Raw genomic sequence first — 22496 nt, 5'->3', positions numbered from 1 at the left:
TTACTGTTTACTGCACATTCAATGTTTCATACATTCCACATTCTTATCTTTGTGAAAACAAATCCGATCCATGGAATGTATCAGCGTTTTTGACATGCTAAAAATTGGCGTTGGTCCTTCCAGCTCGCATACCTTAGGGCCATGGCGTGCTGCCGAGCGCTGGATCAAAGAGCTGCAAGAAGAAGACCATTTTCAAAAAGTACAATGCATCAAAGTCAGACTCTATGGTTCCCTGTCGTTGACTGGTAAAGGTCATGCCACGGATACCGCTGTGATTTTAGGCTTATTGGGTACCGACCCTGTCAATATTCCCATAGCATCCATTACACCCGCAATTGAAAATGTAAAGACAACCAAAAAACTAAATCTTGGGGGTGAAATAGTCATTCCCTTTGATAACACCCTCGATATCATTTTTTTGAGGGAATTCCTTCCTTTCCATTCCAATGGAATGGAATTCGAGGCCCGATTGTCCTCTGGAAAAGTCATTTCAGAAACCTATTATTCCATTGGAGGCGGTTTTGTCGTCAAAGAAGAGCGTATTCATGCCAAAGAAAATAAGGAAGTATTTAAAACTTTTCCATTTCCCATTAAAACAGGTGCAGAGTTGTTAGCATATTGTGCCCAAGAGAACAAACGGATTTCAGAATTGGTTTTTAAGAATGAACAATCACTGCGAACAGATGCTGAAATAGATACCGACTTAAAACACATCTGGGAAACCATGCTCGAATGTATGTATACCGGATGTCATACGGAAGGCGTGCTACCTGGTGGATTAAATGTGCGGAGACGGGCCTACGATATGCACCAAAAGTTGAAGGGTGCCCTAAGTTATACCACACCACAAGAGTGGTTGGAAACCATTAGGGAAACCGAGGTCAAATTTCGGCAAATCATTAAATGGGTCAGTTGTTTTGCATTGGCCGTGAATGAAGTGAATGCGTCATTGGGGCGCGTGGTCACGGCCCCAACAAATGGAAGCGCCGGGGTTATTCCCGCAGTATTGATGTACTATTTGGTCATTGAGAACCATGATGGGGATTTTGACGATATCAAGCGTTTTTTATTGGTTGCGGGCGAGATTGGCAGTATTTTCAAGAAGGGGGCTACCATTTCAGCAGCCATGGGAGGCTGTCAGGCTGAAATCGGAGTTTCATCGGCAATGGCGGCAGGGGCATTGACCGAATTAATGGGAGGCACTCCCGAGCAAGTACTTTGTGCAGCTGAAATAGCCATGGAACATCATCTGGGGCTAACCTGTGATCCCATAGGGGGCTTGGTGCAAATACCCTGTATTGAGCGGAACGCCATGGGCGCCATCAAGGCTATCAATGCTGCCGAGTTGGCTATGGACTCAGACCCCGCAGCTGCTAAAGTTCCTTTGGATAAAGTGGTACAAACCATGTGGGAAACCGCTAAAGATATGAACAGTAAATATAAGGAGACCTCTGAAGGTGGCTTGGCAGTGGGTGTGTTCTTGAGCGACTGTTGATAACATACCGACCCCAAAACGACCAAAACGAAATACAGGAGTTAAACAATACGCCCCTATCCTATTCCGTTACTTTTAAAGCATAATGACACTCCTGTATTAAATGCAACTACATTGAAGATTCACAAACGTTTAAAACGGATGATATGGGCACTTCTTTTTGTGCCAATAGTTCTAACAGGGGTAGGTTACCTATATGTTCAAAGCAACCAAGCCGAGCTTATAAAAGAAGGGATTGCAAAACTTAACCAAGATCATGAAGGCCTTATTACCGTTGGTGAAAGTGAATTGACGCTCTGGGGCAATTTTCCTGATATCTCATTAAAAGTATATGACGTTCGAATTTTTGAGACGAAGCAAGACAACGCACCACTGATAATGGACGTAAAGGATATCTATGTAGGTTTTAATCTATGGGATATGGTAAACGGAAATTATGACATTCGTTCTTTATTGATAGAAGAAGGTGTTTTCAATCTTGTAATACATGAAAACAATACGACCAATATTCAAAACTCATTGGCCAGCACAGCTGGGACGGAAACGCCCACTACCAATATCCATCTGAAAAAGATAAAGCTTAAAAATCTGGATGTCCATACCTTGGATGAAGCCACCACCACTGATGTTGAAAAATTCATATACAACGGCGAAGGGGGCTTTACGATAAAAGATAGTATCATGGCCGGCCATATTGATACTGATTTTGAACTAAATGTGATAAAAGATGGGGATACGACCTTCATCCGCAAAAAACATTTTGAAATACATACCGACATAATATTCAATGACCATACGGGTATTCTTGACATACGACCCTCGGGCATTGTTATGGAAAATGGTGATTTTGAACTAGAGGGTTCCATAGATACCAAAAATGATGTAGACCTGGACCTCTCTATAAAAGGAACCAAACCGAATTTTGATATGCTCATCGCTTTTGCCCCAGCAGATGTAATTCCCGTTTTAGAGAAATACAGAAATGCTGGTGAAATCTACTTTAATGCGAATATCAAAGGAGCATCCAACAAAGGAAATAGACCGGCGATAACGGCTGAATTCGGTGCAGGGAAGGCATTTTTAGAAAATACCGAAAGGGCCAAAAAGATTGATAATATGGGCTTCAAAGGGCATTTTACCAATGGTATGAATAAAGACGCAAGTACCATGGAATTTTCCCTTGATGATATGACGGCCTCTTTGGAAAAAGGGGAATTCAAAGGCTCCCTTTTTGTGAGAAATTTTGAATCACCAGAAGTCGACATGCAAATAGAGTCGAATTTTAATTTAGGTTTTATTACAGAATTTTTTAACCTAGAGCAGGTAGAAGAGGTATCTGGGGAAGTTTCTTTAGCGATGAATTTTCATGATATCATCGATATCGACAACCCTGAAAAAGCGTTGGAAAAACTTAATCAGGCGTATTTTGCGGAATTGATCATAAAGAATCTAAGTCTGGTCACCAAAGAGCTCCCTGCCCCTCTTGAGAAATTGGATGTAAATCTCGTCATGAATGGTAAAGAAGCAACCCTAAAACAGTTTGAACTAGCATTGGGGAAATCAGATTTGTCGGTAAACGGTTTTCTGTCTGACCTACCTGCCATTGTACACCATACCGACATACCTGTCGAAGCACATTTGAATATTGCCGCGAATACCATTGATATTGCAGAATTGACGCGTTTTTCAATTCTAGATACTATCCAAACCGGTTTTGACGAACAGATAGAAAACCTAAGTATGGGGCTTTCTTTTAAATCCTCTGCAAAAGACTTTACAGAATCGGAGTATTTGCCCAAAGGGGAATTTTTTATCGATAGCTTATATGCAGACTTAAAGCACTATCCGCATAAATTACATGATTTTCATGCTGATATCATAATCGATGACAAAGACTTGCAACTTGTGGATTTTACGGGTTATATCGATGATAGTGATTTTCATTTTAATGGATTGGTACATGAGTATGCCTTTTGGATGCAACCACAGCTTAATGGAGATGTAGCTATGGATATCAATCTTACTTCAAATAAGCTGAGATTGGAAGATGTCTTTTCATACAAAGGTGAAAATTATGTTCCCGAGGAGTATCGGCATGAGTCATTCGATAACTTGGCATTGCATTTTTCGGCTAACATGCATTATAAAGATGCTGCCTTACATTCCATAGACCTGGCTTTGGACAAGTTGAATACCAAAATGAAATTGCACCCACTGCGCTTTGATAATTTTAGGGGTAACATACATTACGAAGAAGAACACTTGGTGATAAAAGATTTTCATGGCGAAATAGGAACCAATGATTTTAATTTTGATCTCAACTACTATTTAGGTAACGATGAAAAGATAAAGAAAAGGGATAATTACCTTGCGGTAAAAGCAAATTATATTGACTTTGATGCCCTTTTTAAATTTAATTTGGATACACCAAAACCAACAGAAGTGGTGGCGTCGAAAACAGCAGATGTAAAAGTGCACGCTGATGCCTTCAATTTATATGAACTGCCATTCACCGATATGCAATTAAAGGCAGACATCGCCCACTTTATCTACCATAGAATAGATCTTCAAAATATCAAAGCGGCCATAAGAACAACACCAGACCACTTCATTTATATCGATACCCTTACTATGGATGCAGCTGGCGGAAACATTCGTTTGAATGGATATTTCAACGGTAGTGATCCAAAACACATTTATATGCAACCAGATTTGGTGATGGACAATATTGATCTGGATAAGTTCTTGTTCAAATTTGAAAACTTTGGACAAGATCATCTCGTTTCAGAAAATCTACAGGGCAAGCTCACCTCTAGAATCAAAGGTAAGATCAGGGTATACCCTGATATGGTGCCAGATTTAGACCAATCTACGTTGGAAATGGATGTAAAAGTACTGAACGGAAGGCTGAAAAATTACGATCCGATGCTGGCGCTTTCCGATTATATGGGGGATAAGAACTTGCAAAACATTCGGTTTGATACATTGCAGAACAGTTTGGATATCCATAAAGGGAAGATTACGATTCCGGCTATGACGATTGAATCCACTTTGGGGCACATAGAGCTGTCCGGTACGCATGACAACAATCAAAATATCGATTATTATTTACGTATTCCCTGGAAAACGGTAAGGAAAGCTGCTTGGCAAAAATTATTTGGAAGCAAGAATGATACTATTCCCAATTCAAAACAAGAAGATGAGATCGTAGAAGTGGATACCAGCAGAAAAATAAAATACCTTAACCTTAAGATCAAGGGCAACATAGATGACTATAAAGTCTCATTGGGCAAGAAAAAAGAAGACTAACTGTGGATTTAAATGTGATTACAACATGGTTAAAATGCAGCGTTTCAATGACGATAACAGCCAAATCTTTCGATACCTATGCAACTATAAAAAGCCATAAACCAAGCGTTACGGTATATTTGAACAACGGTCAGTTAAAAATCACTTATGAAACGGTCTTGTATACTTCTATATTCCTTTCTTTTACTTTTGGTTTTTCATCTTCAAGCTCAAACATCACAAGATACTTTGGCAATCAGACAAGTGGCGTTAGATTATATCGAATCGCAACATAATGCAAAACCAGAACAATTTGAACGTGCTGCCCATCCTAGAATGGTAAAAAGGACTTTTTGGACGAATAAAAAAACCGGAAAGGAATACTTACGGGAGACTTTTACCGATGCTATGATCTTACTTGCCGAAACTTATAACGCCGAGGCAGACAGGTTTCCAGAAAATCCAAAAAAGGAGGTAATTATACTTGATGTTTACGACAAAACAGCTTCGGTAAAACTCATAGCGGATGAATGGATTGATTATATGCACATTGTAAAACTGAACGGCAAATGGCAACTGGTGAATGTATTATGGCAATTTAATGATTCAAAGGCCCATTAAACCGGCAGCAATCAAGCTATAGATTAAAAAGCTTGAAAGTGTCAATCCTCAAGACATCCTGCCCTACCCCGGGTATCAATAAGGTAGACGATCTTCCAATCTCCGTCAAAGTTGACCATCTGAAAAGAGTTGATACCACAATGCGAGAATTCACCATTGATCCAAAACTCATATCCTACCCAAGCATTCGCCATGGTACGGTCAACCTGAATAGACCAAGAGGTCAGTTTTTCTTGAAATTGAACGCTATCCGGTATGCTCACAATGGAGCGGTATAGGTTCTCGATTTTTTGTGACTTGAACTGGGTCTCCCCCGCTTTGTTTCTTCCGGTGGTTTGCAATAAAACATTGTCACCAACTACTTTTTTCATGGCAACCGAATCTTGATCATGAAAAGCATCAAAAAAGGTTTCCACAACTTTTTTGACCTCGGCTTCTGCATCATTTTGTGCGGTCAAAAGAGTTAGACAGCCCAAAAACGATATCAAAAAAATGGCTTTCCCCATAAACAGGACTTTTTATTGAAATCCAAATTAAACAAATCTGCTTACATTTAGCCTTCCAAACCTTATGAAATGTCCGTAGCGAAAAAAGAGTACAAAAGGATCACGGTAAAATCATTGATTGAAATGAAGCAAAATGGAGAAAAGATCTCGATGTTGACTTCGTACGATTACTCAATGGCCAAAATTGTGGATGCAGCTAAAATCGATGTCATCTTGGTAGGTGACTCGGCCAGTAATGTGATCGCCGGCCATGAAACCACACTGCCCATAACGCTTGATCAAATGATCTATCACGCAAGTTCCGTAGTGAGGGCTGCAGAAAGGGCTTTGGTCGTTGTTGATATTCCGTTTGGTAGTTATCAAAGTGATTCAAAGGAAGCTTTACGTTCGGCCATACGCATTATGAAAGAAAGTGGCGGCCATGCGGTAAAGGTAGAGGGGGGGGATGAAATAAAGGAATCCATAAAGCGGATTATCGGTGCGGGAATACCCGTAATGGGCCATCTGGGACTTACACCGCAATCCATCTATAAATTTGGCACCTATACCGTTCGTGCCAAAGAAGAAGCCGAGGCCAAGAAACTGAAACAAGATGCTAAAATGCTTGAAAAATTAGGATGTTTTGGCTTGGTATTGGAGAAGATTCCCGCCAAATTGGCACAAGAAGTTGCCGAAAGCATTTCCATACCGGTAATTGGTATTGGTGCCGGCAATGGTGTTGATGGACAAGTATTGGTCGTACATGACCTGCTTGGAATGACCCATGAATTCAATCCGCGTTTTCTGCGACGCTATATGAACCTTTATGAGGAAATGAGCAATGCCATCGGGCAGTATGTAGCTGATGTAAAAAGTAGGGATTTCCCCAGTGAAGATGAGCAGTACTGAGTCGATTGATCTTAAAAAATAAACAGTTGTCAAATAGTAAGCTTTCAAAGCCTGAAAACCTTCAGGTTCTTTACGAGGACAATCATTTAATCGTAGTCAATAAAAGACCCGGTGATATTGTACAGGGTGATAAAACGGGTGATACCCCATTAAGTGAGGTGGTCAAAATCTACCTGAAAAAAAAGCATAACAAACCCGGAAATGTATATTTAGGGGTGGTCCATCGGTTGGATCGGCCCACGTCGGGTATCGTGGTCTTTGCCAAAACCTCAAAGGCCCTTCCTAGATTGAACAAATTATTTTCAGAAGGAAAAACAAAAAAAACCTATTGGGCCGTAGTCAAAGAAATTCCTAAAGAAACGAGTGCCAGTTTGATGCATTGGCTGGTTCGAAATCAAAAACAAAACAAGTCTTACGCGCATTCGAAAGAAGTTCCAAATAGTAAAAAGGCCATTTTAGAATATCAGGTAATCAAAAAATTGGATAACTATGGTTTACTTGAAATCGATTTGAAAACCGGGCGTCATCATCAAATTAGGGCGCAATTGGCGGCAATAGGATCTACAATTAAAGGGGATTTGAAATATGGTGCGGACCGCAGTAATAAAAATGGTAGTATTCATCTTCATTCAAGGGAACTGGCCTTTCAACACCCAATAAGAAAAGAAGAAATCAATTTTAAGGCGCCTCCCCCGAACGACCCGATTTGGAATGCGTGTTTATAACCCGTGGTACTTATTAAGACTTGCCTTATAACGCTCTGGTATTAACCCTAGGCGCTATTTTTCGTAAGATCGAACGCTTTCGATTACGACCGAGCTAAGTATAAAAAAACCACCTAGGACGGTCCATAAAGAAGGAATTTCCCAAAGAAACACCATGCCGATCAGAATGCCATAAATGGGCTGTACACTGCTTAAAATACTGGCCGTGGTCACCGAAAAATGTTTGAAGCTATTCAAGAACAAGGTGTGTCCGATAGCAGTTGTAAGCAATGCGAGCACCAAAATACTAGGCCATTGTGATTCTAATTCAGAAAATTCATTAGTGAAAAAAAAGGGCGAAAGAAAAATACCGATAATGGCCATTTGAAAGCACATTAACATGGACCCGTTATAATTGCCGACCCTATTTTTTAAAATCAGGTTTCGCATTGCATAAAACAATGCCGATAATACCCCGATACCTACAGCAATGGTATATGAATTTTTGGCATCAAAAGAAGGTACTAAAAAGTAAATACCAGTTAGTACCAAAAGTCCAAGAAATAAGTGAACCCTCTCAAACTTTGTTTTCAACACTATGGGTTCTAAAAAGGAGGTCAATATTGGATACGTAAACAAAGAAAGCATCCCTATAGCTACATTAGACAGCTTAAGGGCATAAAAATAGGTCAACCAATGTAGGCCCAACAGAATGCCGCTGAGGATAATGGGAAGAACATCCTTCTTGGACACTTTCAAAGAAAAACCACGCCATTTACAGTAGATAAAGAGTATCAAGAAAGCTAAAACCGCCCTAGCAGCGATCAATAAGGGTACCGATAGCTGAATGTACCGCCCCAAGGCCCCAGACGTGCTGATAAATAGCATCGCCGCATTGATTTCAAGTAAATGTCTGATGCTACTATTGCTAAACTTCAAACTGCGTATTATCGGGTTATGGCCATCGCTTTCTCCCTAATTATCGTGGCAACGGGTTTATTTTGAAGATGGCTCTCAAGCCATGACAGAATATCCAAATAAAGAAATGCCCTTTTTTCATAAGGATGGTCCTCATATTTTTTGAGTTCGTTGTATAACTTTTGAAACTCATTGCGTAACTCATTCGGGTAGATGTCGCCCAGGCTCCTTAGAAATTTGATCATCTCTTTTTGTACGGCCTGTAAATCATTCATTTTCAATAAAAATTTATACGTGCTCTTTAGTTGAATCTCAAGATGATAATCCATACCTGCCTCATAATGTGCGACCAGGCTTAAAACACGCGAGAAACACATGAGGTCTTCACGCATTTTCAAATTCTTGTTTAAGATTATCCTTTTGAGATAAGCAATACAATTTTTATTGTCACCATTTCCAAAATACAGACAGGCAATTTTATAATACAATAACATGATATGGTGTTCATCGATCCTATCTCGATGCTTTTTGATACCGTATTCAATAATAGTTACCAAATACAGTCCTTTCTCAAAAGTACCTTCTAAAAAATGTAGGTTTAACTTGTTGGAATTCAAGTATAAAAAAGCGAGCGAGACGATATTGTCATTCTTCGAAAACTCCTTATTGTTGACGATTTGCTCTAACCGCTCTAAAGTCTCTTTGAATTGTGAACGATATTTAATGTAGAACATCGACTCCAACAAATAATGATTGCCTTTTAAAAAGAAGACCGGGTTTAGGTAGATCATCTCTTCATTATCATAAAAAAGGTCTACCCATTTACTGGCGTACTTGTATGATGATAGAAAATCTTGTGTTAGAAAACTATACCAGAGATACGCCTTGTAAAGCCATAATCTTTCTCGAAAACCCAATGTTTCAATATCATAACCCGGTAGGTGTGCATCAAAATAGTCTTTTACGTTTTCTAGGTCTTCATCATTTCGTACATAACCAACTTTGAGCATCATACTGTACAACTGTAATGACAGATTCGACAGTTCGCTGGTCATCACATTATGGTCTGATAACTCTTTTGCCTGCCTAGAAAGTTCATCTGCCCTATCAGGTATACTTCGTGTTATATATTGTGTTTCTATGACCTTTTCAAGCTCTACGATCTCATAGGCAACGTTCTTTTCCTCATTCTCGATCGCATTGCCCTTCGCCTTATCCAAAATTTTAAGGGCTTGCTTATACAAGCCTTTTTGATACAGGATAGTTGCAAAATCCAACTGCTCGCGAATTTGTACCCGGGTATTTTGATTTACGGGGTTCAGCCTCAGACTTACCAAGATTTGCTTGTACAAATGCGCCTTTAGATTGGAAAGCTGCGCTTTTTTCACAATATCATTCTCTAAAATTTGACGCTCATTGTACGCCTTCATTTTATCCAATAAATTGAACAAAGCCAAAAATTTAGCGTCCGTATTGACACCTAATCGCCCAACGTAAAGTTTGAACTGTCTTTTTTCAGATTTTGAAAGTGATTTCACTAAAATGAATAGCGCATCCTTTGGGGTATTTGTCATCGTAAAAAAAACTATTTAAGTATTTGTTTTTCAAGTTATTGAATACCCTAAAAAACAATTTAACGTTGTAATGCGACATAGGCCTTGAAAGTTCTTGCACATCACTGTTTTATATTCGTGTTATTGAGTTTAAACTATCCTGAATGATGAGTAAAGATAAGGTACAAATTTTTGACACCACACTTAGAGATGGAGAACAAGTACCCGGTTGCAAATTAGACACCAAACAAAAATTGGTCATAGCCGAACGGCTTGATGAATTGGGTGTTGACGTGATTGAGGCCGGTTTCCCGATTTCAAGTCCAGGAGATTTCAAATCAGTACATGAAATCGCCAAGTTGGTTAAAAATGCCACAGTTTGCGGACTTACCCGATCCGTTAAAAAGGATATCGAAGTGGCTGCCGAGGCAATCAAAATAGCGAAGAGGCCTCGAATCCATACAGGAATTGGAACCTCAGACTCACATATCAAGCACAAATTCAAGTCTACCCAAGAGGCCATTATCGAACGTGCCGTTGCAGCCGTTAAATATGCCAAAAGTTTTGTAGAAGATGTTGAATTCTATGCCGAAGACGCCGGCAGAACGGAAAACGAATACCTTGCCCGTGTTTGTGAAGCAGTCATAAAAGCAGGGGCAACAGTTTTAAATATTCCTGACACAACAGGATATTGCCTACCTGATGAGTACGGTGCAAAAATGAAATATTTAAAAGAAAACGTCACTGGTATTGAAAAGGCAATACTTTCTTGCCATTGCCATAACGATTTAGGGCTTGCAACGGCAAACTCCATTTCTGGGGTCATCGGTGGTGCGAGACAAATTGAATGCACTATCAATGGTATTGGTGAACGGGCAGGGAACACTTCTCTAGAAGAGGTAGTAATGATTTTAAGACAACATCCAGACCTAAACCTAGATACGAACATCAACAGTAAATTATTATACGATACCAGTTTGATGGTTTCTGAAAAAATGGGGATGCCCGTACAGCCCAATAAGGCTATTGTTGGATCGAACGCCTTTGCCCACAGTTCAGGTATCCATCAAGATGGGGTTATCAAAAATAGGGAGACCTACGAGATCATTGACCCGAAAGATGTCGGTGTCAGTGAGTCATCCATAGTGCTTACCGCAAGAAGCGGCCGTGCAGCATTGGCCTATCGTGCCAAAAACGTGGGCTACGAATTGACCAAATTACAATTGGATGCCGTTTACGAGAACTTTTTGAAATTCGCAGACCGTAAAAAGGAAATCATTGACAGCGACATTCATGAAATCGTGGAAACCAGCAATATCAACCTCGAGAGTTTAGCTTGAGCCCAATTTGGCATTGGTATGGATTTGAAAATCGCACTATTATCGGGTGATGGCATTGGGCCGGAAGTTATGGAACAGGCAGTTAAAGCTTTACAGGCCATTGAGGAAAATTTTGGGCACAACTTCAGTTATAAAGAAGCAGTCGTCGGTGCCATTGCCATTGATAAATTTGACGACCCGTTACCCGAAAAAACCTTAGCCCTGTGCAAAGAGGCCGATGCCATTCTTTTTGGGGCTATCGGTGACCCTAAATATGACAATGACCCCAGTGCCAAAATACGGCCTGAACAAGGTTTGTTGCGATTGCGAAAAGAGTTGGGTCTCTTTGCGAATATCAGACCGATAAAAACATTTCCGACTTTAGTGGATAATTCCCCATTAAAAAAAGAAATCATCTTAGGAACCGATTTTACCATTTATCGCGAATTGACCGGAGGTATTTATTTTGGCGAGAAAAAAATCAACGATAATGGTACAGTGGCATCAGACCTTTGCGAATACTCACAAAAAGAAATCAGTAGGATCGCGCATCTGGCCTTTAAAGCTGCCAAGAACAGGAATAATAAACTGACCTTGGTGGACAAGGCGAACGTTTTGGAATCTTCACGCTTGTGGCGTAAAGTGGTCTCTAAAATCGGGGAGAGTTATCCTGAAGTAACCTTAGACTATCTTTTTGTAGATAATGCCGCGATGCAATTAATTCTGAACCCAAGTCAATTTGACGTTATTTTGACCGAAAATATGTTCGGCGACATCCTCTCGGATGAAGGTAGTGTTATTGGAGGCTCCATTGGTCTTTTGGCATCGGCCTCAATCGGTGAGGACAATGCCCTTTTTGAACCTATACACGGCTCGTACCCTCAAGCAAAGGGCGGTAATATTGCAAACCCCGTTGCTTCCATATTATCCGCGGCAATGTTATTGGAACACTTTTCCCTTTACGAAGAAGCCATGGTAGTTCGAGAAGCCGTGGATAAGTCATTGGAAAAAGGAATTGTAACACCAGACCTACATGCAGGCAGCAAGTATGGTACATCACATGTTGGTGATTTTATAGCCGACCGCATTGTCGAAAACCATGATGACCTTAATATGAACGATGAAAATATCGGGTTAGGAAAATCAACGATAATCTGATTATTCAGCCAGCAATTCATCAAGGGTTTTGGTGAACCCTGCTTTGAACGCCTCATATTTTTCACCTGTAGCTGGCCCGTTGAATCCAGTATGTATTTTTCTGACAGTTCCTTTTTTATCAATATAGATGGTGGTTGGATAAGACAGTACATGATTCAGCATCGGTAATTTTTCATTGGCTTTCGTTTTATTGGAAGTCCCTATCTGTGCCAATAGTATAGGATATGTCACCCCTACCCTACTTCGCAACCGTTCGATGCCTTTAAAAGCTTTTTCCTTGGTCTTGGCATATTCAAAAGCCAACGCGACCACCTGTAGTTCTGGATTCGGATTATTTTTCAAATACTCCACGTAAAACTTGGTCTCATCCAAACAATTTGGGCACCAAGTACCCATAATCTGTACCAAGACCACTTTATCGGTGAATCGTGCATCGGTTAAACTAATCAGTTCCCCTTTTTCGTTCGGAAAGGTAAAATCAAAACTATCGTATCCTTCCTTTAAGAAAGTAAGTGTATGGGCATCCGGTAATTCATAGGCATCATTTCTTTTCGCCTTAAAATTTTCGAGGGAATGGTTGCCAGAATAAAATTGTCCTACCAAGGTACCGTCACTGACAAGTGCCTTGAACAAAAATACATGCGCCCCATCAAAAGTCGAAAGCTTTAGCTCGCTGCCATCGACAACACCCTCAAGGTATCTATAATCACCGGTTTTAGTACGAATGGTACCGGTGACTTTATGGTCATCTTGATAGAAGATGCCTTTGGCAACATAAAGACTGTCCGTTCCGTAATTGAAAGTGGTTTCCCATATTCCAGAGACATCAACTTTTGCCCTTTCTTTCGTTTCGAACCTTGCACGTTCACCATAAGTGGCTTTAAAGGGCACCACCCTATTCAAACTTTCTTTGATGAAGTTCCCCGAAATATCGGTTTCTGAAAAACGCCCAGAGATATATCCTTCGAAAACAGGCATTTTAATAATGATGGAATCGCCTTGTGTCTCAATTTCATCAATTTCGACTACTTCCTCAGAATTACGAATTTTGATAAGGTAACCGGATTCTTCAGATTCCGAAACGCTAAAATTAAAAGGTAGCTCTTCATCTGAAGCTACTTGCATAGTCCCATGCCATTCACCGGTATTCAGCTTTGTCACTACCTCATTCTTACAAGCAAAAGCAGCTAAGACCAAAATCAATATCAAAAGTCGTTTTCCCATAGTCGTTAAATTTCGCTATTTAAATCGTAAGATTTTAAATTCCTTACAAATTTTAGCGGATTCTTTGTCCGCAATTCACATTGAATGTCAATGACCAATGTTTTATATTTGCTGATTCTAAAAATGGCCAATGAAAATTTCATACAACTGGTTGAAACAATTTTTACAACTGGATTGGGAAGCGACAAAAACCGGGGAACTACTTACCGACCTCGGTTTGGAAGTTGAGGGAATCTCGAGTTTTGAATCCATTAAAGGCGGTTTGAAAGGTATCGTTGTTGGCCATGTGCTAACCTGTTCAAAACACCCGAACGCAGATCGATTAAAACTGACCACCGTTGATATCGGCAGTGGAGACCCTGTTCAAATCGTTTGCGGTGCCCCCAATGTGGCCCAAGGCCAAAAAGTTCCCGTGGCCACCATAGGCACTACACTTTACACTAAAGAGGGGGAGGCATGGACTATTAAAAAGGGTAAGATTCGGGGTGAAGAGAGTCATGGTATGATATGTGCCGAAGATGAGCTCGGTTTAGGTGACAGCCATGAGGGCATCTTGGTCTTAGATGAACATTTTGTGCCTGGTACACCTTGTAGTGAAATTTTCAATATTGAAATCGATCAGGTATTTGAAATAGGCCTAACCCCAAACAGGGCTGATGCCATGAGCCATTTTGGTGTCGCACGTGATTTAAAGGCGGGCTTAGAACAGCAAGAAGTCGCACTCAAGCTGCTCACACCATCTACAAGTAACTATGCGGTAGACAATAGGTCCCTAAAAATAGATATCGAAGTAAAGGACAATACCTTAGCACCCAGGTACTGTGGTGTGACCATTAGTAATGTCATTGTTCAAGATTCCCCTGATTGGCTTAAGAACAGGTTGAGGTCCATCGGCCTTTCACCAATAAACAATATCGTAGATATCACCAATTACGTTTTACACGAACTTGGCCAACCCTTACACGCTTTTGACGCATCGAAGATCAGGGGCCATAAGGTAGTGGTCAAAACCTTAGCCAAAGGAACGAAATTCACGACTTTAGATGGTGTTGAACGAGAATTACACGAAGATGATCTTATGATCTGTGACCAAGAGAAGCCCATGTGTATTGCAGGGGTTTTCGGGGGTATCCATTCTGGCGTAACCGAAAATACGACTTCCATATTTCTTGAAAGTGCCTACTTTGATCCCGTGGCTATACGCAAGACCGCGAAAAGACATGGTTTGAATACGGATGCCTCTTTTAGGTTTGAAAGGGGAATTGATATCAATCTGACCGAGTATTCCCTGATACGGGCGGCGCAGTTAATCAAAGAGATTGCCGGGGGTGAAATCAGTTCAGATGTTCTTGATCTATACCCTAATAAAAAGAGTGATACCCAGGTTTTTTTGACCTTTGAAAAAGTCAATAGACTTGTCGGTGAAAATATTGACCACGATACGATCAAATCAATATTGGCGTCGTTGGAGATCAAGGTTAACAATGTCACCGAATCTGGCCTTGGGCTTACGATACCCTCATATCGAACCGATGTGCTTCGCGAGGTAGATGTTATTGAAGAGATTCTAAGGGTTTATGGCTATAACAAAATCGGGTTCAACGAAAAGTTTACCGCTTCGGTTGCCAGTACTTCTCGATTTGAAAATCATCGGTTGCAAAATATCGTGGGTGACTTATTGGCTTCTCAAGGCTTTTTTGAAATAATGACAAATAGTCTTGTTACAAAAGAATACAGTACCTATTTAAACGAAGAAGATGACACCACATTGGTCGAAATGTTAAATCCCCTAAGTGCCGATTTAGCCGTTCTTCGAAAATCAATGCTATTCTCTAGTCTTGAAACCCTGGTCTATAATCAAAATCGCAGAAAACATGATTTGAAGTTTTTTGAGTTTGGAAAAACCTACGGCCGACAAGGCGATACCTATGATGAGAAGTTTCACTTATCCATCATCATGACCGGAAACCAATCTGCGTCAAATTGGGCATCGCAATCAAAAGCCACTGATTTTTTCTTTCTTAAAGGGGTTCTTACCGGGGTATTCGACCGATTGGGTATAAAGGGAACCAAAGAAGTTGCCATTGCGGACACCTTGTTTTCTGAAGGCCTTGAGATTCACCACAAAAGGCAAAAAATCGCTGAATTCGGAATCATAAAAAAGACGATAGCCACGGGTTTTGATGCTAAAGGTGTCATTCTGTTTGCTGACATAGATTGGGAAACCGTACAAAACCTGGTAAAAGACAATTCCATCACATTCCATGAGATACCAAAATATCCGGAAGTAAATCGAGATTTGGCCTTATTGTTGGATGAGAATGTCAGTTTTAAGGAAATTCGCGAATTGGCCTTTCAAACGGAAAGGAATCTACTCACTGACATCGCATTATTTGATGTGTACACCGGAAAGAGCTTACCAAAGGGGAAAAAGTCTTATGCCCTGAGCTTTACCTTACAAGACACTTCCAAAACCTTGACCGATAAACAAATAGACAAAACCATGTCTAAGCTTCAACAAGTCTTTAAATCAAAATTGGGTGCAGAGCTGCGGTAAACCTTAGCTATTTAAAGCTCTGTTGGTAGTATTACGGTATCTATTTCGTGAATAACACCATTGCTCTGGCTGGCGTCGGCTACGGTAATCTTTGCAGTATTGCCCAAAGAATCCGTCAAGATAATATCAGTACCTTTCATGGTGGCTGTAATTTTGGCACCTTGAACGGTAGTAAAACTTGCCGAACCTCGACCACTACACATGGCACGCAACATTTTCGAAGCTGACAAATTGCCGGCGACGATGTGATACGTAAGTAAATCTTTCAGCACTTTTTTGTTGTCTTCATTAAAAAGATGCTTAAGCTCTTCAGAAGAAAATTTAGAAAAGGCATTGTCAGAAGGTGCAAAAAAAGTGAAAGGACCACTTTGGCCCAATACTTTTTCCAAATCAGCCGCTTTCACGGCCGCGAGTAAGATTTTATGGTTTTCAGAATCTCCCGTGGTCTCCATAATGGTCTTCTCATTTACGACCGGATACACCGAAGGGGTCAACACGGTCAAAGACTTGGTTTGAGAGAAAAGGGATAGGGTAAAACATAGAAAACCTATGATGTAGAGGGGCGATTGGGGACTTTTCATTTTCGTTCGAATTGTTAATTGCATTGATATTTTCACGTGTTCCATCGATGAAATACCAAAAACATCGGTAAGATAGCACAATCAACTGTAATCGGGAATCAGCCCCTATGCACTTCATAGAAATTAACATAAATTTAACATATGAATTAACGACCTCTCCTATCGACAAAAAAATCATTTAACTAATTTTGAGTAATTGCTAAAAAAGAAAATAATGCTTCCAAAGACGAACATTGAACGTGAGCTGGCACGTATCAAAGCCAGCACGACCCCTTCGAACGAGATTTTAGATGCGGTTTATCAGATTTTAAAAGAAGATTTCAACAAAGAATCTGAGATAGCATCGCGTTTAAAATCCAAATCAAATGTTGGTATTACCAATAAATTTGATTTCGAGCTAATGGAGAGTCCTAATATTTATCATATCTCACAGATCAAAAAGATTTGTATTGAGTACCGACTACGCTTTTTAGATTCAAAATATTTTAAGGGAAAAATTCCGCAAAGTGGTATTTCAAAAATAAAACAGCTTGAAAAACTTCATGGTATTGAGATCAAAGGCTTTAAGATAATGGCCCCCTCGAAACTTTTTAAGTTGGAAGATAAGGATGATCCCCTTTTGTTTGCACCCATCGGTAATGGCTATTATTACCTTATACACAAATGGGGAAACGATTTACACCCGTTGCGAAAGGCATTGGTCTGGCCTTTCAAAGGGATAGTGAATTTGACTATCACTACGTTATTAATTAGCTATTTGGCCACCTTGCTGGTTCCTTCCGGGCTTTTTTCAAAATCGGATACCGCAGCCGAATTTTGGATAATTTACTTTTTCATGTTCAAATCAATTGCGGCAGTAGTGATTTTCTACGGTTTTGCACTTGGTAAAAACTTTAATCCGGTAATCTGGAACAGTAAGTATTTTAATGCATAATTAAGCTGGCACAGCGTACATCTTGTCCCGTTGTGCCTTGATACCCTTATCTGACATATACTCGTCGAAGGTAAGGTAGCGGTCAATTGTTCCCTTAGGGGTCAGTTCAATTATCCTATTGGCAACGGTATGCACGAATTCGTGGTCATGGGTGGTCAAAAGTACCGTTCCCTTAAAATTTTTGAGTGAGTTATTGAATGCTGTTATACTCTCAAGGTCTAAGTGGTTTGTGGGTTCGTCAAGCAACAAGACGTTCGCACGAAGTAACATCATTCTACTCAACATGCAACGCACTTTCTCACCCCCCGATAAAACCGTGGATTTTTTTAGTGCTTCTTCGCCACTGAATAACATCTTACCCAAAAAACCCCTAACATATACCTCTTCACGTTCTTCTTCGGTTTTGGTCCATTGTCGAAGCCAATCGACCAAATTCATGTTCTCATCAAAGTACTTATCATTATCTGCCGGCAAATAAGACTGTGTCGTGGTCACACCCCATTGCAATGTTCCCCTATCGGCCTCTTTATTGCCGGTAATGATCTCATAGAATGCCGTTGTAGCACGGGAGTCTTTTGAAATAATGGCCACCTTATCCCCTTTTGCAAGATTGATATTGATATTGTCAAAGAGTAAGTCGCCATCATCAGAGGTGGCGGCAAGTTTTTCGATATTCAGTATTTGGTCACCTGCCTCTCGTTCACGCTCGAAAATAATGGCCGGATATCGCCTACTGGATGGTTTGATATCATCGATTTTTAACTTATCCAACATTTTTTTTCTGGACGTAGCCTGTTTACTTTTTGCAACATTCGCACTAAAGCGCTGAATAAACTCTTGCAGTTCCTTCGCTTTTTCCTCTGACTTTTTATTTTGCTGTGCCCGTTGTCTAGCCGCAAGTTGACTACTTTCATACCAGAAGGTGTAGTTGCCCGAATACAAATTGATCTTACCGAAATCTATGTCTGCAATATGGGTACAGACCGCATCTAAAAAATGACGGTCGTGAGAGACGACGATAACCGTATTCTCATAATTGGCCAAAAAGTTCTCCAACCAATTAATGGTATCATAATCAAGATCATTCGTCGGCTCATCCATAACCAAAACATCAGGATTACCAAACAAAGCCTGCGCCAATAGTACCCTAACCTTCAATTTAGAATCCATGTCGGCCATGGCCGTGTAATGCAAATCTTCGGTTATGCCCAAATTGGAAAGAAGTGCCGCTGCATCACTATCGGCATTCCAGCCGTTCATTTCTTCAAATTGCACTTGAAGCTCCCCAATTTTTTCAGCGTTTTCATCGGTATAATCGGCATAGAGGGCATCAATCTGTGTTTTGATCTCAAATAACGGTCTGTTACCCATGACTACCGTCTCTAAAACAGGATGTTCATCATGTGCATTGTGGTTTTGTTCAAGTATGGACATACGCTTACCCGGTTCAAGATGCACATGACCCGAGGTTGGATCTTGTTTTTTTGCCAATATTTTTAGAAAGGTCGATTTACCCGCACCATTAGCGCCGATGATTCCGTAGCAGTTACCCTCGGTAAACGATACATTTACCTCATCAAACAAAACCCTTTTTCCAAATTGGACTGATAAATTGGATACCGAAAGCATGTGTTATCTAATTTTTTTTGCAAAAGTAGCTAAAATCGGTCCTTTTGACAACACGACATCGTTTAATAAAGTCGTTCCCAGATGCTTTTACAACATTTAACTAGGCCTTAACAGCCAAGGTTTTTATCGATTATTAGATTTGTTTTCCTAAAATGGTTTATGAGATTACTTTTACTCATCCTTTCCGGTTCTGTTTTTTTAGCTTGTACCGGTAAAAAGGCATCTTCTGATACGGTTTATTTCGGTGGGGAAATTGTAAACCCATCAAGTGAGTATGTCGTTTTATATAAAAATGATGTGATTTTGGATTCTGCAAAACTTGACCAGAACAATAGGTTTGCATTTTCTTTGAAGAACATTGACGAAGGGCTCCATCATTTCGACCATCTACCTGAACAACAATATGTCTATCTTGAACGAGGCGATAGCATTCTAATTCGTCTCAATACCATGGCATTCGACGAATCGCTGGTGTTTTCAGGGTCAAATGAGGAAGTGAACAACTTCATGATAGAGATGTTCTTGAATTATGAAGACGAAGAACGTTTGGTATATGCCTACTATCAACTTTCCCCTGAGGATTTTAGCTCAAAAATTGATTCATTAAGAGGTCAAAAGTTGGCGGAACTTGAAGAATTTATTGTTGGTGAAGACCTTTCTGAAGAAGCGTATTCCATGGCTAAGGCCACCATCGATTACAATAGTTTCCTCTACAAGGAAAAATACCCTTTTTACCATAGAAAGAAGACCAATGAAGATACATTCCATCAGTTGAAAGGAGATTTCTATGGGTATCGCAAAAATCTGGACTTCAATAATTTAGACCTTGCCTATTTCAAACCATATTATGATTTTATGATCCACCATTTTGGAAATATCTCATATATGAACTGTGTCGAAAATTGTAATTCGAGCAAGTACCTTTCGAAAAAGAACCAATTGCACTTGAATCGACATAAAATGACCCTTATTGACAGTTTGGTCGATGTGAAGGAACTTCGGGACAATCTGTTCAGGAATGTGGCCATGGACTATTTACTGAAAGTGCATGAGACCAATAAAGATTGCCATGCATTCATTCAAGAATTTGAATCCCTTTCTGAAAACGATATTCACAAAGAAGAAATTCGAGGATTATACCATTCCATTAATAATTTGCAGGCCGATAAGGAACTGCCAGATTTAAAATTGGAGGATATCGATGGAAATATGATTTCTTTAAAGGAAATGTCAAAAAGTAATAATACCCTGTTCTATTTTTGGACCGCTTCCCAAAAACGACACTTCAAAAACGTATTGCGACACATTGACAAGATCAGCAAAAAACACCCTGATTTCAAGTTCGTAGGTATCAATTTAAGAACAGGCAGAAAACAATGGGAAAATCTAATACGGGAAAACAAGCTTGATACCACCAATCAATATTGGAGTGATAATTTCAATACCGTTCAAGCAATGCTGGTCATCGATAACCTCAATAAATGCATCATTAGCGAAGATACCGTTATCGTAGATGGTTTCGCCAATGTTTTTAAATCATTCTAAAAATAAAAACCCCGGTCTTTTGAAAACTCGACCAGGGTTTTGATTCCTAAAGGATCGTGTTACGAATTTCCTTTATTATAATCTGCCAAGAATTTTTCCAAACCTAAATCCGTAAGAGGGTGTTTCAATAAACCATCGATTGCCGACAAGGGCCCGGTCATAACATCGGCGCCAAGTTTGGCACAATCGATGACATGCATGGTATGTCTAATCGATGCCGCCAAAATCTGGGTCTCATAGGCGTAGTTATCATAAATGAGGCGTATTTCTGAAATAAGGTTCAATCCATCCGTAGAGATATCATCTAGACGCCCTAGAAAAGGGGAGACGTACGTTGCTCCTGCCTTGGCCGCCAATAGGGCTTGCCCAGGCGAAAAGACCAAAGTACAGTTGGTTCGAATACCTTTATCTGAAAAATACTTTAACGCTTTTACACCTTCTTTGATCATCGGTACCTTAACGACTATTTGTTCGTGTAACTCGGCCAGGGCCTCACCTTCTTTGACCATTCCGTCAAAGTCTGTCGAAACTACCTCGGCAGAAACATCACCGTCGACAATAGCACAGATATCCATATAGTGTTTCAAGATATTATCATGACCCGTAATACCCTCTTTTGCCATTAAAGAAGGATTGGTGGTCACCCCGTCTAAAACCCCGAGCGCTTGGGCTTCCCTAATCTGATCTAAATTGGCCGTATCAATAAAAAACTTCATAATGTTCTATTTTTGTTTAATTGTTTACTGTTTTAAAACTACAATTTATAATGGTTCAATAATAATCTTTCATAAACCTTATCCGGTAAAAACTTTTTTAAGACTACCGAAAATTTCTGCATAAAAGTGCCTACCTTATAGTGTACCCTCGGCTTTTTAGCCTCCAGAATACCAACGATTTTCTCAGCGACCTTTATCGGATCTTCAGCAGCATCAACATCATCGTTGATCATTTTCAAGGTCTTTTCATAACTGTGATATGCTGATTGCCCTGATACAGGGGCATGATAACGCCCTGCGGCGATATTTGTTGCAAAATCACCCGGAGCCAAATTTGTAATCGTTACACCAAAAGCTTTTGTCTCCATCCTCAGAGCCTCTGTCGTTATTTCAAGGGCCGCCTTACTTGCTGAGTAAATTCCGCGATAGGGCAAACCCATATATCCGGCGATTGAGGTAATGTTGATGATAAGACCGGCACCTTGCTTACGCATGTGCGGTAAAACGACCTGTAACATTCGTAACGGGCCATAGTAATTGGTATCGAATGTCTTATGCACTTCTGCAATTGGGGTTTCTTCGATAGGCCCTGTTATACCAACACCTGCATTGTTGATGAGAATATCCAAGCGTCCCTCTGCTTCGATAAGTTTTGTTACCGCTGCCTCAATGGAAGCTGTAGTAGTAACATCCAGTTCCAATAAATTAAAATCGGTGAAGTCAGGGTTTTTAGCCAAGTTTCTTGTCGTACCGTAAACGGTATACCCCTTCTTTTTTAGAAAAATACCCGTCGTTCTGCCAATACCGGAGGACCCACCAGTTATTAAGACTACTTTTTTTTCCATATTACAAAGTAAAAC

General features: G+C 40.2%; 18 protein-coding genes. 10 read left to right on the top strand and 8 right to left on the bottom strand.

From position 1 onward, the window contains the following. Positions 1-70 precede the first annotated feature (70 nt). The 3 genes from AACM45_RS01760 (at position 71) to AACM45_RS01750 (ending at position 5404) form a co-directional block, all read left to right on the top strand. Positions 71-1495: an L-serine ammonia-lyase gene (locus AACM45_RS01760; protein WP_339140344.1), complete on the top strand. Its 1425-nt coding sequence runs from the start codon at positions 71-73 to the stop codon at positions 1493-1495. A gap of 114 nt (positions 1496-1609) precedes the next feature. Then, on the top strand, positions 1610-4804 hold the full coding sequence (locus AACM45_RS01755; RefSeq protein WP_339140343.1) for an AsmA family protein: 3195 nt from the start codon (positions 1610-1612) through the stop codon (positions 4802-4804). A gap of 147 nt (positions 4805-4951) precedes the next feature. Then, complete coding sequence (locus AACM45_RS01750) at positions 4952-5404, top strand: nuclear transport factor 2 family protein (protein WP_339140342.1); 453 nt, start codon at positions 4952-4954, stop codon at positions 5402-5404. Positions 5405-5445: 41 nt separating this feature from the next. On the opposite strand, the gene AACM45_RS01745 is transcribed toward AACM45_RS01750, so the two are convergent. Beyond that, positions 5446-5910, bottom strand: a complete 465-nt coding sequence (locus AACM45_RS01745; protein ID WP_339140341.1) for a nuclear transport factor 2 family protein — start codon at positions 5908-5910, stop codon at positions 5446-5448. 69 nt (positions 5911-5979) lie between these two features. Between AACM45_RS01745 and panB the strand changes: the two genes are divergently transcribed. Then, positions 5980-6798, top strand: coding sequence for a 3-methyl-2-oxobutanoate hydroxymethyltransferase (gene panB / locus AACM45_RS01740; protein WP_339140340.1), 819 nt, complete (start codon positions 5980-5982; stop codon positions 6796-6798). Positions 6799-6824: 26 nt separating this feature from the next. After that, on the top strand, positions 6825-7523 hold the full coding sequence (locus AACM45_RS01735) for an RluA family pseudouridine synthase (protein WP_339140339.1): 699 nt from the start codon (positions 6825-6827) through the stop codon (positions 7521-7523). 54 nt (positions 7524-7577) lie between these two features. Here AACM45_RS01735 and AACM45_RS01730 read toward each other — a convergent pair whose 3' ends face one another. Together AACM45_RS01730 and AACM45_RS01725 are read right to left on the bottom strand one after the other, a co-directional pair. Continuing rightward, positions 7578-8441, bottom strand: a complete 864-nt coding sequence (locus AACM45_RS01730) for a DMT family transporter (RefSeq protein ID WP_339140338.1) — start codon at positions 8439-8441, stop codon at positions 7578-7580. 8 nt (positions 8442-8449) lie between these two features. Then, positions 8450-9994 carry a hypothetical protein gene (locus AACM45_RS01725; protein WP_339140337.1) on the bottom strand — a complete coding sequence of 515 codons (1545 nt, stop codon included), beginning with the start codon at positions 9992-9994 and terminating at the stop codon, positions 8450-8452. A gap of 146 nt (positions 9995-10140) precedes the next feature. Between AACM45_RS01725 and AACM45_RS01720 the strand changes: the two genes are divergently transcribed. Further along, positions 10141-11313, top strand: coding sequence for a 2-isopropylmalate synthase (locus tag AACM45_RS01720; RefSeq protein ID WP_339141175.1), 1173 nt, complete (start codon positions 10141-10143; stop codon positions 11311-11313). An 18-nt stretch (positions 11314-11331) separates the two neighbouring features. Further along, positions 11332-12450, top strand: a complete 1119-nt coding sequence (gene leuB, locus AACM45_RS01715) for a 3-isopropylmalate dehydrogenase (protein ID WP_339140336.1) — start codon at positions 11332-11334, stop codon at positions 12448-12450. On the opposite strand, the gene AACM45_RS01710 is transcribed toward leuB, so the two are convergent. Then, positions 12451-13674: a peroxiredoxin family protein gene (locus AACM45_RS01710; RefSeq protein ID WP_339140335.1), complete on the bottom strand. Its 1224-nt coding sequence runs from the start codon at positions 13672-13674 to the stop codon at positions 12451-12453. Between the two features lie 130 nt (positions 13675-13804). Here AACM45_RS01710 and pheT point away from each other — a divergent pair, with 130 nt between their 5' ends. Next, positions 13805-16231: a phenylalanine--tRNA ligase subunit beta gene (gene pheT, locus AACM45_RS01705; RefSeq protein WP_339140334.1), complete on the top strand. Its 2427-nt coding sequence runs from the start codon at positions 13805-13807 to the stop codon at positions 16229-16231. Positions 16232-16242: 11 nt separating this feature from the next. Here pheT and AACM45_RS01700 read toward each other — a convergent pair whose 3' ends face one another. Then, the gene (locus AACM45_RS01700; RefSeq protein ID WP_339140333.1) at positions 16243-16812 is read right to left on the bottom strand and encodes a fasciclin domain-containing protein; all 570 of its coding nucleotides are present in this window, start codon (positions 16810-16812) and stop codon (positions 16243-16245) included. Positions 16813-17026: 214 nt separating this feature from the next. Between AACM45_RS01700 and AACM45_RS01695 the strand changes: the two genes are divergently transcribed. Further along, the gene (locus tag AACM45_RS01695) at positions 17027-17746 is read left to right on the top strand and encodes a hypothetical protein (protein WP_339140332.1); all 720 of its coding nucleotides are present in this window, start codon (positions 17027-17029) and stop codon (positions 17744-17746) included. On the opposite strand, the gene AACM45_RS01690 is transcribed toward AACM45_RS01695, so the two are convergent. After that, a complete protein-coding gene (locus tag AACM45_RS01690) occupies positions 17747-19375 on the bottom strand; it encodes an ABC-F family ATP-binding cassette domain-containing protein (RefSeq protein WP_339140331.1) in 1629 nt (542 codons plus the stop codon). It abuts the gene before it with no gap. Positions 19376-19534: 159 nt separating this feature from the next. Between AACM45_RS01690 and AACM45_RS01685 the strand changes: the two genes are divergently transcribed. Beyond that, positions 19535-20920: a TlpA family protein disulfide reductase gene (locus AACM45_RS01685; protein WP_339140330.1), complete on the top strand. Its 1386-nt coding sequence runs from the start codon at positions 19535-19537 to the stop codon at positions 20918-20920. 59 nt (positions 20921-20979) lie between these two features. Here AACM45_RS01685 and fsa read toward each other — a convergent pair whose 3' ends face one another. Further along, positions 20980-21636: a fructose-6-phosphate aldolase gene (gene fsa / locus AACM45_RS01680; RefSeq protein ID WP_339140329.1), complete on the bottom strand. Its 657-nt coding sequence runs from the start codon at positions 21634-21636 to the stop codon at positions 20980-20982. A gap of 38 nt (positions 21637-21674) precedes the next feature. After that, positions 21675-22481, bottom strand: a complete 807-nt coding sequence (locus AACM45_RS01675; protein ID WP_339140328.1) for an SDR family oxidoreductase — start codon at positions 22479-22481, stop codon at positions 21675-21677. Positions 22482-22496 lie beyond the last annotated feature (15 nt).

The organism is Croceitalea sp. MTPC5, from assembly GCF_036985505.1.
Taxonomy (GTDB): domain Bacteria; phylum Bacteroidota; class Bacteroidia; order Flavobacteriales; family Flavobacteriaceae; genus Croceitalea.
The sequence above is the reverse complement of the archived record's forward strand: the minus strand, read 5'-3'. Positions and strand labels throughout refer to the sequence as shown.

Excerpts from the sequence above, each read along its gene's own strand:
- AACM45_RS01690 (WP_339140331.1), bottom strand. The coding sequence starts at position 19,375 with ATGCTTTCGGTATCCAATTTATCAGTCCAATTTGGAAAAAGGGTTTTG.
- AACM45_RS01750 (WP_339140342.1), top strand. The coding sequence starts at position 4,952 with ATGAAACGGTCTTGTATACTTCTATATTCCTTTCTTTTACTTTTGGTT.
- AACM45_RS01685 (WP_339140330.1), top strand. The coding sequence starts at position 19,535 with ATGAGATTACTTTTACTCATCCTTTCCGGTTCTGTTTTTTTAGCTTGT.
- pheT (WP_339140334.1), top strand. The coding sequence starts at position 13,805 with ATGAAAATTTCATACAACTGGTTGAAACAATTTTTACAACTGGATTGG.
- AACM45_RS01700 (WP_339140333.1), bottom strand. The coding sequence starts at position 16,812 with ATGAAAAGTCCCCAATCGCCCCTCTACATCATAGGTTTTCTATGTTTT.
- fsa (WP_339140329.1), bottom strand. The coding sequence starts at position 21,636 with ATGAAGTTTTTTATTGATACGGCCAATTTAGATCAGATTAGGGAAGCC.
- leuB (WP_339140336.1), top strand. The coding sequence starts at position 11,332 with ATGGATTTGAAAATCGCACTATTATCGGGTGATGGCATTGGGCCGGAA.
- panB (WP_339140340.1), top strand. The coding sequence starts at position 5,980 with ATGTCCGTAGCGAAAAAAGAGTACAAAAGGATCACGGTAAAATCATTG.
- AACM45_RS01760 (WP_339140344.1), top strand. The coding sequence starts at position 71 with ATGGAATGTATCAGCGTTTTTGACATGCTAAAAATTGGCGTTGGTCCT.
- AACM45_RS01720 (WP_339141175.1), top strand. The coding sequence starts at position 10,141 with ATGAGTAAAGATAAGGTACAAATTTTTGACACCACACTTAGAGATGGA.
- AACM45_RS01695 (WP_339140332.1), top strand. The coding sequence starts at position 17,027 with ATGCTTCCAAAGACGAACATTGAACGTGAGCTGGCACGTATCAAAGCC.
- AACM45_RS01745 (WP_339140341.1), bottom strand. The coding sequence starts at position 5,910 with ATGGGGAAAGCCATTTTTTTGATATCGTTTTTGGGCTGTCTAACTCTT.
- AACM45_RS01675 (WP_339140328.1), bottom strand. The coding sequence starts at position 22,481 with ATGGAAAAAAAAGTAGTCTTAATAACTGGTGGGTCCTCCGGTATTGGC.
- AACM45_RS01710 (WP_339140335.1), bottom strand. The coding sequence starts at position 13,674 with ATGGGAAAACGACTTTTGATATTGATTTTGGTCTTAGCTGCTTTTGCT.
- AACM45_RS01725 (WP_339140337.1), bottom strand. The coding sequence starts at position 9,994 with ATGACAAATACCCCAAAGGATGCGCTATTCATTTTAGTGAAATCACTT.